This window comes from Paraburkholderia sp. GAS82, assembly GCF_050436285.1.
Lineage (GTDB): Bacteria > Pseudomonadota > Gammaproteobacteria > Burkholderiales > Burkholderiaceae > Paraburkholderia > Paraburkholderia phenazinium_B.
The window spans coordinates 773170-787657 of sequence record NZ_JBNDLX010000002.1; the positions used below are offsets into that span (position 1 = coordinate 773170).

General features: G+C 61.4%; 11 protein-coding genes and 1 pseudogene. 7 read left to right on the top strand and 5 right to left on the bottom strand.

Translation table 11 applies throughout. The features are described from left to right. Positions 1-44: 44 nt before the first annotated feature. Both P3T17_RS09915 and P3T17_RS09920 read right to left on the bottom strand, forming a co-directional pair. Positions 45-983 (bottom strand): NAD(P)/FAD-dependent oxidoreductase, encoded by a 939-nt coding sequence (locus P3T17_RS09915; protein ID WP_429287214.1) that lies wholly within the window; start codon positions 981-983, stop codon positions 45-47. Positions 984-1034: 51 nt separating this feature from the next. Continuing rightward, positions 1035-3341 carry a hypothetical protein gene (locus P3T17_RS09920; protein WP_429406313.1) on the bottom strand — a complete coding sequence of 769 codons (2307 nt, stop codon included), beginning with the start codon at positions 3339-3341 and terminating at the stop codon, positions 1035-1037. Between the two features lie 325 nt (positions 3342-3666). Between P3T17_RS09920 and P3T17_RS09925 the strand changes: the two genes are divergently transcribed. Continuing rightward, positions 3667-5949, top strand: a complete 2283-nt coding sequence (locus P3T17_RS09925) for a molybdopterin cofactor-binding domain-containing protein (protein ID WP_429406315.1) — start codon at positions 3667-3669, stop codon at positions 5947-5949. A 15-nt stretch (positions 5950-5964) separates the two neighbouring features. Next, positions 5965-6423 carry a (2Fe-2S)-binding protein gene (locus P3T17_RS09930; protein ID WP_429287211.1) on the top strand — a complete coding sequence of 153 codons (459 nt, stop codon included), beginning with the start codon at positions 5965-5967 and terminating at the stop codon, positions 6421-6423. A gap of 31 nt (positions 6424-6454) precedes the next feature. Here the strand turns inward: P3T17_RS09930 and P3T17_RS09935 are convergent, their stop codons facing one another. Beyond that, on the bottom strand, positions 6455-6652 hold the full coding sequence (locus P3T17_RS09935) for a hypothetical protein (protein ID WP_074267197.1): 198 nt from the start codon (positions 6650-6652) through the stop codon (positions 6455-6457). A 369-nt stretch (positions 6653-7021) separates the two neighbouring features. Here P3T17_RS09935 and P3T17_RS09940 point away from each other — a divergent pair, with 369 nt between their 5' ends. Next, positions 7022-9178 (top strand): protein kinase domain-containing protein, encoded by a 2157-nt coding sequence (locus tag P3T17_RS09940; protein WP_429406317.1) that lies wholly within the window; start codon positions 7022-7024, stop codon positions 9176-9178. Positions 9179-9231: 53 nt separating this feature from the next. On the opposite strand, the gene P3T17_RS09945 is transcribed toward P3T17_RS09940, so the two are convergent. Then, on the bottom strand, positions 9232-10323 hold the full coding sequence (locus tag P3T17_RS09945) for a formylglycine-generating enzyme family protein (RefSeq protein WP_429406491.1): 1092 nt from the start codon (positions 10321-10323) through the stop codon (positions 9232-9234). A 90-nt stretch (positions 10324-10413) separates the two neighbouring features. Then, positions 10414-11448 (bottom strand): annotated as a pseudogene (locus P3T17_RS09950) (caspase family protein); the annotation flags it as partial. On the opposite strand from P3T17_RS09950, the gene P3T17_RS09955 reads away from it, so the two are divergent. From P3T17_RS09955 to P3T17_RS09970, 4 genes are all read left to right on the top strand, one after another. Continuing rightward, positions 11342-11767: a DUF4399 domain-containing protein gene (locus P3T17_RS09955; RefSeq protein WP_083611596.1), complete on the top strand. Its 426-nt coding sequence runs from the start codon at positions 11342-11344 to the stop codon at positions 11765-11767. The pseudogene P3T17_RS09950 and the gene P3T17_RS09955 overlap by 107 nt on opposite strands. Before the next feature lie 45 nt (positions 11768-11812). After that, complete coding sequence (locus tag P3T17_RS09960; protein ID WP_074267200.1) at positions 11813-12238, top strand: DUF4399 domain-containing protein; 426 nt, start codon at positions 11813-11815, stop codon at positions 12236-12238. A gap of 262 nt (positions 12239-12500) precedes the next feature. Next, positions 12501-12782: a hypothetical protein gene (locus P3T17_RS09965; protein WP_429406320.1), complete on the top strand. Its 282-nt coding sequence runs from the start codon at positions 12501-12503 to the stop codon at positions 12780-12782. Positions 12783-12991: 209 nt separating this feature from the next. Then, positions 12992-14371 carry an efflux transporter outer membrane subunit gene (locus P3T17_RS09970; protein WP_429406493.1) on the top strand — a complete coding sequence of 460 codons (1380 nt, stop codon included), beginning with the start codon at positions 12992-12994 and terminating at the stop codon, positions 14369-14371. The last annotated feature ends 117 nt before the right edge of the window (positions 14372-14488 follow it).

Consider the following 14488-nt stretch of genomic DNA (forward strand, 5'->3'; position numbering starts at 1 on the left):
GGAGGGTGGTGCTGCACACTTCAAGCGTTGGGACCACACGCGCTTTATTCCGCCCAGAGCAGGTCGGCGTTCGCGTAGCACTCTGCAAGCGCCGCTGTGCGGGACACATAAAACTGCACGATCCAGTCCGAGTACAACGCCTCGATGAGACTGGAGCTTTCGGGGTGGCGGCGAAGCTGTGCCGCCATTGATGCCGCGCGGGCGCCGGATTCGACAGCGAATCGGAATCCGTCGCCCGTGGCGGGATCGAGTTGCACGGCGGCGTCCCCGCATACGAAGTAGCCGGGGCCGGCTGCCTGCTGAAGGCAACGCCAACGGCGGCAATCACGCCATCGCCTGCCGATGGGCCACACGCCATCCGGCCATTGAACGGCGGTCTCACGCTGGGTTGACAGGGACGTCCAGATGGTCTGCGTGGCGGTCGCCTTGATCCACAGCCAGCCTTGCTGCGCGATTTCCCAGTGATTTTGCGGCGCTTGGGAGCTTGCTGCTGCTAGTCCACGCTCTAGCCACAATGCTGGGGAACCGATCGACTCTTCGAGTTGCATGGCACGCCGAAGCCAGCCGTTTGATCCGCTGGCGTCGATCACAATGGGGCTCGTGACCGACAATTCTCCCCAGCACACGCCGGAAATTCTGCCTTGCGCAACGTGCGGCTCGAGTCGGCCGGTAACGAGCGGAACGTATCGCACGCCTGTCTCGACAGCTTCGATCCTGAAGCATTGATCGAACTTGTCGCGCATCAGTGCGCGACCGGACTGCGGTAAGGGTTCTGGGTCGAGCCAGATGTCGGCCGCGTGCGAAAGACGCGGAGCAAGAGCAGCAAGCAGCGTTACAGAGGCGTGTGAAAGGTATTCCGGTGCGCCGCTCGAACGGCCGCGTCCGAGCATGACGACCTCCAGTCCCGCACGCGCGGCTGTGATGGCCGCAGCGCAAGCAGCGGGTCCGTCGCCAATGACGACAACATCTGCGTCGCTGTTCATTGCATGTCGCTAGCTAGCGGATGGCGCGACGCGCGTCGCGCGTCAAGCGCCTCATAGATAAAGCGCCAGTGCTGCAGCACCTGGCGCGGCGGTGCGAACCTGGTTCAGCAGCGCGGTGGCGGTCGAATCGCAACACAGGGCCTGCGCATACGGCACGCGCAAGCGGCCTGGTGTAGTTTGCACCGGCTTTGGAGCATGGTCGACCGGAAGCACAAACAGGAAGCGGTAAGCGGTTTGCGCCCCCGGCGCCCGGTCGTCGACGCGCCGCGCCGAGACCAGCCACAAGCGGGTATGGGCGGGTGTCTGTCCAGGATCGCAGGCAGCCACGGCGTGACGTAGTGCCCTGATGCGCCGGATCAGCTCGGCAGCATCGACGTGCTGCAAGGAACCAAACAACATATTTCCAGCAAGCGCATTCGCTACGTAATCCGAACGATAGATGTCGGCGTATTCTGCCATACCGTCTGGCGTCAGATAAGGGCCATACTCACCGTCCCATCCGCGACAGTCCACGGCCATGCCCTTGACCACCAGCGGATGCGAAGGATGCAGGCCAATCTCCTCATCCAGCATCGGGATGGCGGTTGGAGCATCGGCACGATTGAAGGTGCGAGAAGCGTCCGGACTGAGCGCGGGCCAGAAGCTGTTCGAGGCCGCGCATAGCTTGACGTCTTCGGCGAACGGACTGCCGAGTCCATGCGTCGCGAGAAAGATGCCGCCGCGATCGCCCGAATACGTCACGTCCCAGCCGGGTGCAAATACATTGGACGAAGCATCCGACAGGAACGACACCATTCTCACGCTGGAAGCCACTGGTCCTGTGTGATGGTCGGTGCGGGCCGCGAGGCTGAATGCGACGGAGATCGTGGTGTCCCTGGAGGTGAATGCCGGCGCGCCGGTGAGCGGATCGCTATGGTCCGGATTGGCAGTCAACCGTTCGCCGCTGAGCGACGACGGACCGCCATTTCTGAACTGCGATTTAGGATCGGTGTGCGTTTGCCGAAACCAGCGTTCCAGCTCGACCTGGTCGGCATACGGATAGAAATCGGGCGCGGCGACGATCGAATAGGCGGGAAGAACGGGCAACGCAGATGGTCCGCCGAGCGCGACGCTAACCACGCCCTCGGCGCAATGGTCGATGAAGAACCGGGTGTCGTATCCGCCGTCTTTGACCTCGTCCAGAAATTTCACCCGGTTGTCCGGGTGCATGCACATGTTCAGCGGCGCCGCGCTTCCAGGTCCTGCGGGGTGACGGATGTTGATGAACTCCGGCGCGTTGCGCGGCTCGGGGTAGCGGAGCCAGTTCGGCGCGAAGTGTGGGAAGTAGAGTTGTCGCACTTCATCGACCCCCGCGAGAAACACCCGGAACAGGGAATTGACGATGCGCATCGTGGTATAGCGCCGATTGACGATCTCGAGCAGCCACGGCCACTGGCGTGGCACTTTAAAGCTATATATTGGCGCGCTATCGGCCTGCACGGACTCGATAAGCGGCAGAGGTTTGGGCATCACCAGCACGGCGGAACCGGATCGCACCAACGCCACTGCATCTCCAGCCTGGCCGCTGCTCGTCATGGTGAACGGCGGTGCGTCGAGGTTTGCCGAGCGCGGCACCTTAACGCCCCATGTCGCCTGCGCCGCGCGTTTGAGCTTGTCGCCGACATGGTGTTGCATGAAGGAGAGCGAAACAGAGATTCCGGGAATACATTCCGGGCCTTCGAACAGCTTGTAGACAGGCGTCACGAAGTCCCGCTCGTGATCACGCATTTGCTCGCCTTCGATTAGCGCTAGCGCGTGCGGTCCCTTTTGGCGACGCACAAGGAACGCGCCGAAACGTGCCGGTAGCACGCGGACGTGTGCCACGTCTCCGGCATTGGGCGAAAAGCCGCGACCAAGCGGATCGAACAGAGCTTCGACGTCGCCATTGCGGGCAATACCCAGGCGTGAAAACACCATGTCGGCGTGTACCTGGTGGCCGGTGCGGCGGGCCGGCCGATACTGGTAGGCAAGCACTGCGACGTTCAGCTCCGGCCAGTCGCTGGGCGGCCCTGCTAGTGAATAAACGTAGTTCTCCAATAGATCCAGTTCGTCGAGCGAGATGCTTTCACCCACGGACTGCTCCGCGGGACGCGCGAGCACGTGATAAAGCAGGCTACGTGCCGGGTCTCCGGGTTCGATGGCCCGGTACGTGGTGCGGCATAAGTCGCAGACAAGCGGATCTGTCCAGTCGATCTTCAGCGCACGGGCGAGTTCGCTCACGGTGTCCGTTGCGCGAAGATTGAGGCCGTGACGCGCGAACGCCGCTTCCCAGCCAGGGGCGATGCGATTCAGTAAATCGCGTACAAGATCAACGAGCATCGGCGACCTCCGCGTGGCGTTGCTATGCGAACTCTGCTTCTGGCGTGCGATGCGTTGACGGTCTCTTGCCTGGTATGAATGCCGGTTTCGGCGCGTTACTGCCCAGACTAATATAGGTGATTCGTGTGCTTGCGGTACTAGCGGATGTCCCTGGTCGTATCGCAGTGTTCCTGTTTGCAGGAAGCGTTGTTCTTTTCAAAACGATCTGGAGTCCGTTATTTCAATTGCGCGCAAGCGCGCGCGTTCTTCTATTGATGGTCGGTAGACGCCAGCCGACGCGGCAACAGGACTGATCGACGATGAACTACCGGCTCCCAGCCCTCTCATGCTAACGCGCAGAACCTTCCTGATCGGTGGTCTCAGCGTCGCCGGCGCCCTGGTCGTGGGGTGGTCGGCGTTACCGCTGCGCCAGCGTCTGGCAGGCTCCGCGCCATTGCCGGTACAGGGTGCGCAGGTGCCGCTCAACGGCTGGGTCAAGGTTTCGTCGGACAACAGCGTGACAGTGATGATGTGCAAAGCGGAAATGGGCCAGGGCATCTATACCGGAGCGGCCATGCTGCTCGCAGACGAGATGGATGCCGATTGGGCGCGGGTGAAGGTCGAGCAGTCGCCGATCGACAAGATCTACAACAATCTGGATAACATCATTGGCGATCTTCCGTTTCGCCCCGACGATCACGGTGTCTTCGAAGAGTTGACCGTCTGGATGTTACGCAAGGCTTCGCGTGATTTCTTCGGCACGATGATCACGGGCGGCTCCACGAGCATCAACGACCTGTGGCAGCCGATGCGCGAAGCCGGCGCAAGCGCGCGCATGATGTTGTGCGGCGCGGCAGCCGAACAATGGCACGTACCGGCGGGCGAATGCCGCGCCGAGAACAGCCGCGTGCTGCATCCGTCGGGACGTTCGGCAAGTTTCGGCGAGTTGGCCGAACTCGCGGGCCAGCAATCGCTGCAGACGCACGTCGTGCTGAAGACCCCAGCGCAGTTCAGGCTGATCGGCAAACCGGTCAAGCGTATCGATGGGCCGTCCAAGCTCGATGGGAGTGCGAAGTTCGGTATCGACGCGTTGCCGGACGGGTTGTTGTACGCGAGCGTGCTGATGTGTCCGACACTGGGAGGAACGCTCAAGGATTGCGACGACTCGGTGGCCCGCGCGTTACCAGGTGTCGTCAAGGTGCTGAAGGTCGATGCCTATAACGGCGGCACCGGCGGTGTAGCGGTGATTGCGGAGAATGTCTTCATTGCGATGTACGCGCTCGATGCCGTTGCCGCCTTGGGGATTGAATGGAACCATGGTGCAGCGGCCGAAGTTTCGGATTCCGACGTGGTTCGCAGCCTCACGGATGCCCTGGAGCATTCGGAAGGGCATGCTTACTATAGCCGGGGCGATGTCGACGGCGCCCTGAAAACAGCTGCCCGGGTGGTGAGCGCCGAATACCGTGCGCCGTATCTCGCGCACGCGCCTCTTGAACCCATGAACTGCACGGTACAGGTCACGGCCGACGGCGCCAAAGTCTGGGTCTCCACTCAGGTCCCGGCACTCGTGCGGAAGCAGGTGGCGAAGGTGTTGCACATGGATACCGACAAGGTGGAGGTGCAGGTGTTACTCCTCGGTGGAGGGTTCGGCAGGCGCCTGGAAGTGGACTACGTATCGCAGGCGGCCGCCATCGCGAGTGAGGCTGACGGCAGGCCGGTGCAGACGATCTGGAGCCGTCCGCAAGACATGACGCACGACTTCTACAGACCCGCCTGCGTGTCCCGCTTCAAGGCCGGGCTGAACCACGCAGGCGAGCTGGTGGCGTGGCGCAACCTGTCGGCCAGCCAGTCGGCCGTTGCTGCATCGCTCAAGCGCAACTATGGCATCCCCGACCCGCTGCGCGATCGCACCACGGTGGAGGGCGCGTTCGACCAACCCTACGAGTGGCCCAATCTGCGGGTTGCGCAAACCACGGTCGAACTGCCGGTTCCGGTCGGATTCTGGCGTTCTGTGGGGCATTCGCATCAGGCATTTTTTGTCGAGAGCTTCATGGACGAACTGGCCGCGGCCGCAGGCAAGGATCCGGTGGAGTTCCGGGCGGCTTTGCTCGAGCATCATCCACGGCATCTTGCGGTGTTGCGGCGTGCCGCTGCGCTTTCGAACTGGGGGCGTCCGCTTGCGCGAACCTCTGACGGCGCTGCCTGCGCGCGCGGCATTGCGCTGCATGAGGCGTTTGGCAGCATCGTCGCGCAGGTGGCGGAGGTTTCGGTCGGCGCGAACAAAACCGTGTGTGTGCGGCGGGTGGTCTGTGTGCTCGACTGCGGTACGCCCGTAAACCCGAACCTGATATGCCAGCAGGTGGAAAGCGGCATCGTGTTCGGCCTGTCGGCGGCATTGTACGAAGCCATAACGATCGACCACGGGCAGGTGCAGCAGCAGTACTACAGCGACTTCCCAATCGTGCATATGGACGACTGCCCCGTCATCGACACCGAGATCATGTCGAGTGAAGCCGAGCCTCAAGGCGTGGGCGAAATTGCCACGCCACCCGTAGCGGCGGCCGTGGCCAATGCGATTTTTTCGCTGACTGGGCAGCGCCTGCGTACGCTGCCATTGCAACTCGCGTAAGTGGTGGGAGAGAACATGCTAACGCTCGACATCAACGGCAAGAAGGTGATGGTGAAATCGGACCCGGCTACACCGCTGCTTTGGGTGCTGCGGTGCGAACTCGGTATGACGGGCACCAAGTTCGGCTGCGGGATTGGTGTGTGCGGAGCCTGCACGGTACATCTGGATGGTGCGGCCCAGGTGTCGTGCCAGGCTGTCATCTCCACGCTGGGCGACAGCAGAATCACCACGATAGAAGGGCTCGGAGGCGCCGAGGCCGTCGCGCTCAAGGCAGCGTGGAGCAACATCGACGTGGTGCAATGCGGTTATTGCCAGAGCGCGCAACTGATGGCGGCCTCGGCACTTCTGAAGCAGAAGCCAACGCCGAGCGACAAGGACATCAACGACGCGATGTCGAACGTGGTGTGCCGTTGCGGCACCTATCCGCGTATCCGGGCGGCCATTCACGAGGCCGCTCGAAAGAAGACCGGGTAAAGCGTTAGTGCTTGTTCGTGTCTATGTCTGACTATGATTTGGCGGTTGGAACGGGTTGACGCATGGATGAAAAGCCTTGCGGATATTCGACGAGACGGGTTGGGTTTGGTGCTGGTTGCAGAAGCGAGCCGTACTGTGCGCCGCTTCGCGCGCCACCTACGATGGCTGTCATGGCCTGCCTGTCGAGTTCGACGCTGTCTGGAAGATCCTTGATTGCGATGATAGCCATGGTTGTTCCTTATGTCGTGATCGCCTGGTTGAGTGGAATGAAGGTAGAGCTCTTCGGAATGTGACGGAGCAGCGGGAAATCCATAAAGGACGGCTTCGAATCAGTATAGTCAATGCATCGCTCGCACGTGTTTTGCTCTGCACGGATGCGCCTCACGCGATGACTGGGAAGTGATGGGCTGAAACCAACACAATAGGGCGATGCTGTTAGAAGCGGCACAACACCTGTGTATTGCAGGACGCTCTTGTGACATTGTTGTGTAATCCTGAATTGCGGAAGGCATGGGTGCGGACTAGTATCGATCGTGAGCATGTAACTTCTTACGACAGGTTGATTACGGTTTATCGGGAGCTGCGTGGCTTTAAAAAAATGGCAAACCTTGCGCACGCGATTAGCGAATTCCAGAACGGCGAGCTGTCGCAAGATGACTTCATCGCACAGCTCGACAGCACGCTGACGAAGGACAGTGTTGGTTCGGCACGGCTACTGGAGATATTGGGTGAAGCACATACACACATGCCGCTGCCTCCGGAGGTGTACGCGGAAGTTCAGCGCAGGATCGAGCGGCTGAGCGGCACCAACCTGACACTGGGCGGCGGCGAGACGCGTGTGCAGACAACGCCGCGATATTCCGCGTCCCTTGCGGGCAGTCCAGCGCAATCTGCAAGCGGCGCAGGACAATCGAGACAATCGGTGCAACCCGGACAAGCGGGTGCGCCTTCTGATGCTCAGCCCGCCACCAGTTCCGAGGCTGTCAAAGGCGTTGGCGACACGCTCAATAACCGCTTCGTGCTGGAAGAATGCCTCGGCGTCGGTGGCATGGGCACGGTGTACAAGGCACTTGACCTGCGCAAGCTGGAAGCATCCGACCGCAAGCCCTACGTCGCCATCAAGGTCCTCAACGTACAGTTCCGCGGCAATCCCCAGTCGCTGATCGCGCTGCAACGTGAAGCCAAGAAAGCTCAGGTGCTGGCGCACCGCAATATCGTCACCGTCTACGACTTCGACCGGGACGGTGCGGTCGTCTATCTGACGATGGAATATCTGTCTGGCAAGCCGCTCAGCCGTCTGTTGCGCAACAAGAATTTCAAGGGGATGCCATACGACGCGGCGCTGCCGATCGTCAAAGGCATGGCCAGCGCGCTCGCCTATGCTCACGAGCATGGTTTCGTACACTGCGACTTCAAGCCAGGCAATGTGTTGCTGACGGACAAGAGCGACGTCAAGGTGATCGACTTCGGTATCGCCCGGGCGTTTCAGCGGCCTGATGAGGAGAGCGATGCAACCGTGTTCGATCCGGGCACGCTCGGCGCGCTGACGCCTGCTTATGCGAGTCCCGAGATGCTCGAGCATCTTGAGCCCGATCCGCGTGACGACGTGTATGCGCTCGGTTGCATTGTCTATGAGTTGCTGACGGGACATCACCCGTTCGGCCGGCTAGCGGCCACCCAGGCCCGCAGTGCTGATCTCAAGCCGCAGCGTCCCGAAGGTTTGGGTACGCGCCCGTGGCGGGCCTTGCGCGGCGCTCTCTCCTTCGATCGCCGTACGCGCATGCCGACCGTCAACCGGTTCGTCAGCGAATTCTCGGCCCAGCCGCGCATCACAAGGCAACGCATGCTGATTGCCGGGGGCGCTGCGCTCGCAGGGCTGAGCGTGGCTGCCCTCGGAGTCCTTTGGTACCGGATGCCTGGCAATTCTAACGGTGCGCCGAGTACAGCTTCAGCGCCACTGATTGCGGCGGCGCCGGCAACGCCGAAAGCGTTGACCGACCGCGTGCAAACGCCAGCGCCGCAAGCTGCATTGGCGTCAGGGGTGGCGTCGTCGTTAGCCGCGGTGTCGGCGCCGCTTCCACCTACGCTCGCATCGGTCGCCACATTGCTTGCGCACATGCCGTGTTCCGCGCTCGCCGCCTCGGTACAGAGCCATGCGGTAAAAGTGCATGGTTTCGTGCCGCAGGCAAACGGTATCGCCACGCTCAAGGATCGCCTGAGTGCGCTGCCGGGTGTGAGCACACTGAATGTCGACGTGACACCGGTTGCAGCGGACAAATGCGATGTCATTCAGTTCGTAGCGCCATACTGGACCCGCAACTGGCAGGCTGGCCACCCCGCCGCGCTTCAGGTGAAAGCGACTGACGGGCAACTTGCGGAGGGCGATCCTCTGGTGGTCAGCTTGACGACGCCGGACTATGAGTCGTACGTGAATATCGACTACTACCAGTTAGACGGCAGTGTCGTGCATATGGTGCCCAGTCCGCGCGCGCCAGATAATCAGGCACCGGCGAATTACGCAGCGACCGTCGGCGGCGCGGGGGACTGGGTGATTGCCAAACCGTTCGGAACCGAACTGGTGGTGCTGATGGTCACGCCGGCACCGCTCTTCAACGCACTCCGGCCGGAAAGCGAAGCGCGCGCGGAGTATCTGCGCGCACTGGACACACGTCTCGCACAGATCGCGGGCAAGTATGGTCCGGATCACATCGTGGCCGACGTTACTCAGATCAACACCCAACCTCGCAAGCAGTGAGGGCCGCGCAGCGCGGCCCCCTTCGACATCGCGGCTCATCTCCACTGGTTCGCTTACTTCAGATCTTTGACAACCCGGAAGCCGTTCTGCGACTGTCGCACGCTTTCGCTGTACTTAAAGCGCGTCGAAGCAAGCATGTAGTCGGCGCCTTCGAGCCACGAGCCGCCACGAATGACGCGCATGTTGCAACCGGACGCATCCCAGATACGACCGTCTGCCGGGGCGTCCTTGTACGAGCTGTGCCAGCAGTCACTCACCCACTGCCAGACGTTGCCACCCATGTCATACAGACCATAGGGGTTTGCCGCGAACGTTCCGACGTTTTCCGGTCCCGTTTCGTGCCACGGGTCTCCGCAGCCCTTGCAGTTCGCGTTGCCCTTGCGCATCTGATCGCCCCACCAGTATGGCGTCGAGGTGCCGCCCCGTGCGGCGTATTCCCATTCTGCTTCGGTGGGCAGGCGATAGGGTTTGCCGGTCACTTTGCTGAGCCACTTGATGTACTGCTGGACGTCGTCCCAGCTGAGATCGCGAGCGGGAGCTTTCGTGCCCGTTGCGTTTTCGCTCGACAGCTTCGGGCAGGCATTAGCCGTTACGCAGGCATTCCATTGTTCGACAGTCACGGGGTATTTGCCGATCGCAAACGGCGCGCCGACCGTAACGTGATGCGGTGGCCGCTCCGAGATGTCGCCTGCATTGCTGCCCATCGTGAACGAGCCGGCGGGTAGCGGCACCATCACTGGGCAAGCTGCGCAGTCCTTGCTCTCGCCAGCGGCTGGAGTGTTGGCCGCGGGATTAGCGGGCGCCTTGGGAGCAGCGGCGATAGGCGCGGGCGGCGGCGCAGGGGCAGGTGCGGGACTACTCGCCACAACCGCGTGACCTGGTTGCGCCACGGAGGCCTGAGCTTTTGATGCGGGAGGTGGCGCGGGCGACGCAGTTGCCGGCGCGGTGCCGCCCGGCGTCGGCGCTGACGCGGCGGCCTGCAAGCGCTCGATCCGTGCTTTCGCAAGCGCTGCAAAGCGGCCGTCAGGATAAGCCTTCAGGTAGGCCTGGTAATCGCTCGCGTAGTTGCTGTTCTTGATCGAGTCCCAGAACGTCAGTTCGTATTGTTCGCTGCTGTCCTTCGGCATGATGCCGCGGCTGCGCATGGAGACAATCGCTGCGCTGGCAAGCTCCGGGTTTTCCTGGCTTGCCACAGCGCCACCCGGATAGCGTGCGAAGCGAAAGGTGCCGGCAAGCGACGACACTGACCAGGGTCTTTGCTTATCGCCGGTATCGGCGCGTACGCTTCGTTCGACCCCACGGATGATCCCGTCGATGTCGCGTTCCGGCGCATTGCCGAGCGCACGCAGTAGCGCGCGTGTGTAGACGCCGTGGCTGCGACCGTCGGCGGCAAAGCCGCCTGGGGCTGCAGCGTAGGCGATAAAAGTCTGCTGTGGCAGCGCTAAGCCGGGCTTCTGGGTATCGGCGGAATGGAATGGATTTTCCAGGCAGGTATCGAGTATGACCACATTGGTCTTGCGCACTCGGGGTGCTGACATTGCGGCGAGCACATTGCTCAGGCCGATTCCATTGACGAGAAGAGAGGCGGGGGAGCGGGTGTCGACACCTGCCGGTACCAAGATCGTTTCGTTGCCGACCTGCAGACCATGTCCAGCAAAATAGAAGAGGCCGACACCACCGCTCGCAAGACGTGTGCGAAACGCGGCGAGCGCCTGTTGGATCTGTTGCGGCGTCCCATCCGTGAGGACGCTCACCTCGAAGCCTAGCGAAGCCAGCAGCGCGCCCATGCTGCGGGCGTCGTTGGTCGCACTGCCAGGCGGAGTGGCTACGCTGTCGCTATTGCCGATGACAAGCGCGACGCGCCGCTCGGCCGTGCTTTCCACGGCTCGCTTTGTCGTCTGAAGAATCGCGTTGCTGCCAGATCGAGTGACCGCATTGGCATCCGTCCACGACACGTGTAGGGCCCCGGCTATGCATACGAGCAGGAATTTTCGCCACATATTCAAATCCTGGTTGTCCGTACCGAACCTGCTTCCCGATGAAACAACGATAGCACGCGCCACATGCGTCACAAGGTTAACGAATGGTTCGTTTCTTTTTGTGAAGTTACGTTCTAAGCTAAAGGACGAAATACGAGCTCCGCACTCCCAAAGGAGGCGCAACATGCCAGTAAGAACAGCGCTCAGTGTTCTGGCCGTGATCTGCCTGACGGCCGCGGCGCCAGTCCCGCACCAGTCGCCGTCGCCGCCCGGCGCCGAGGAGTACATCATCTGGCCACCCGACGGCACCGTGATTCACGGCGGCAAGCTCTGGGTGCGAATGGGCTTGCGCGGCATGGGCATCTGTCCGAAGGGTGTCAGCTTTCCCAATAGCGGGCATCATCATCTGCTGATCGATACCGATCTTCCGCCGCTCGACCAGCAGATCCCCTCCGACCGCAATCATCTGCACTACGGTGCGGGCGAAACCGACGCGCGCGTCGAACTCGCGCCGGGTACCCACACCCTGCAGCTTCTGCTCGGGGATGAGAACCACGTGCCGCAGGTTCCCGCGGTGTATTCGAAAAAGATCACCATTTACGTACGTTAGGACCGCTTTGTATGCTTCGGTCCGGGAAGACGGGGGGCACGCACGATGAAGAAGATAATCGCTCTCGCTGCATTGGCTGCCATGGTCTGGCTGAGTGCTGCCTTTGCGGCCGGCACGCCGTCGCCGCCCGGCGCATTCTGCTATATCGGCTATCCGAACGAAGGACAGACGATGCCTGCGGGCAAACCGTTTCGCGTGTGGTTCGGCCTGCGTAACATGGGCGTGGCACCCAAAGGCGTCAATTACCCGAACACTGGCCACCACCACTTGCTGATCGATACCAGCCTGCCCCCGCTCGATCAGGAGATTCCTTCCGATCGTAACCATCTGCATTTCGGCGCGGGCGAAACCGAAACGACGTTGGTGCTGCCGCCCGGGAAACACACGCTTCAGCTATTGATGGGCGACTACATGCATATGCCGCACGATCCGCCGGTCTACTCGAAGAAGATCACGATCTACGTCAAGTAACTACATCAATGCTGTGTCGGGCATTGTCTGTTGGTGTGGCGCCAACGGTGTGAATGGATCGTGTTGGAACGCGGCAATCACATGGCGGCTTGCCTATCCTGGCGGTGCAAGAGGCTACGTCTTTCGATTTGCTGAGCAGCGGCGTGATTTCAGGCGATTGGGTGCTTTTGAGCGGGCAGCAGCGGGGTTATGGCACGACCTGTGCATAAGATGGGTGCGAGCAGACACGAGATGCTTCCACCCTCGACACCGGAGAACCGCAATGAACACGCTCATGATTTCAGATCTGGCCGTCACAGATGAACTCGACCGCAAGACGATGCGCGCGGTGCGCGGCGGTCTGACGGCAGGTGGCCTGATGTCCTTGTTTCCCTCCCTTAGCCAGTTCAAATTCGGCAATGGCATCACGATCGGCGCTTCGCAACTGATCAATCAAGGCCTGAACATCGACAACGTCAATGGCATGGACACGGCCTTCGCGACTGGCATGTCTTCGACGATCACGCCGCATCAGTCCGCCAATAACAGCATCACGCTGATCTGACAGCTGCGCGCCGGCTACAGGACGCAATCAAAACGCGCCTGCAACTGATCGTTCTGTCCATACAGCTGCGCTTACTGGAGAAAATCGTGTCTGCCTTGTTCTGTCTGGCAGCGGGTCATCGCACGCCGGTTGCGGCAGCGACGCAAGAAAGTACCTGCAGCCGTGTGCACGTCGAGCATCGAAGCTCAGCGCTATGGGTGCTGGGGGCCATGACGCTGTGTGCAGTACTGCTATGTGGTTGCGTCGACGTCAGCATGCCCGCCTATCAGCGCCCCGATACGCCGGCGAAGGAATCGTGGTCGAACGGGAGCGTGGCCGTATCCGCCGCCGCAACCATCGAGCCCGACTGGTGGAAAACCTTCCAGGACCCGTATCTGAACACTTTGATTGCGAAAGCGATAGCAGGCAATTTCGACATCAAGATCCTTGCCGCACGTATTCAGGTGGCGGGCGCCCAGATCGGCGAGGCGCAGGCGGGCGCCCTGCCTACCCTGGACGCAGGCGCTGGCGGTAACTTCCAGAAGAGCACAGGCGTGCCGTTCCAGCAGCAGTACATGCTGGGGACCCAGGTCAACTGGGACATCGACATCTGGGGCAAGGTCGAGAAGGGCGTGCAGGCACAGAAAGCCGAATTTCACGCGACGGAAGCGGATTGGCGCGCGGGGTACCTGGAACTGGTTTCCAACGTCTCCGTGACCTATTTCCAGATTCTTCAGTACGACGATCAGATTACGCAGCAGGAGAAGACGCTGGCTACCAACCGGCAGATACTCACGATCTACGATGGTCAAAGCCGCAGCGGCCTGATTCCTCAAACCGTCGTTATGCGCCAACAGGCCGAAATCAACCGGTTGACGAACGAGTTGCTGGAACTGCGCCGCTCGCGCGATCTCGCGAACAATGCGCTTGCCACGCTGGTCGGCGTGCCGGCGGGCGAATTCCAGCTGCCGGACGGGCACTTGCAGCAACGCGTCCAGTTGCCTCCGGTCCCCGCGGGACTGCCCGCCCAGTTACTGGCGCGGCGGCCGGATATCGTGGCTGCGGAATTCCGTGTGCTCGAAGCCTACGACCTCGTCGGGCAGGCGAAGCTGGCCCAATTGCCCACCATCAGTCTGACGGGGCACGCCGGCACCGCGAGCTTTGCGCTGTCCTCCCTGCTGAAGGCGTTTACGTACGGCCTGATGCCCAGCATCGACTTTCCGATTTTCGATCCCGGCGTGCGCGCCCACGTGAAGACGAGCAAGGCACAAGGCGATCTTGCCGAGCAGCAGTATCGCCGCACGGTGATGGGTGCATTCGAAGAGGTCGAGAACGCGCTCGTCAATCTAGACTCGCATCGCAAGCAACGTGTGGAACTGCAACAGGAAGTAGCGCGGTTGCGCCTCGTTGCCGATCAGATCGAAGCGCAGTTGAAGGAAGGCGTGGTGTCGCAGCTTGAAGTGTTCGAGACGGAGCGCACGCTGCTCGAGGCGCAACTCGCGCTGCTGGCCAATCATCAGCAGATTCTCTCGGACACCGTGCTGCTCTACAAGGCGCTTGGCGGTGGCTGGCCCGCACTCGATGTGCAGGCTGAAGTGAAGGAAAACTAAGGGAATACTGAGGTAAAGCGTAGGCGCACGCAGACAACATCAAGGCAAAGGCAACACCAGGGACAAACGGATAATTGACTCCCGCAATGCGTGTCTTACAATTTGATTGTCATCGCC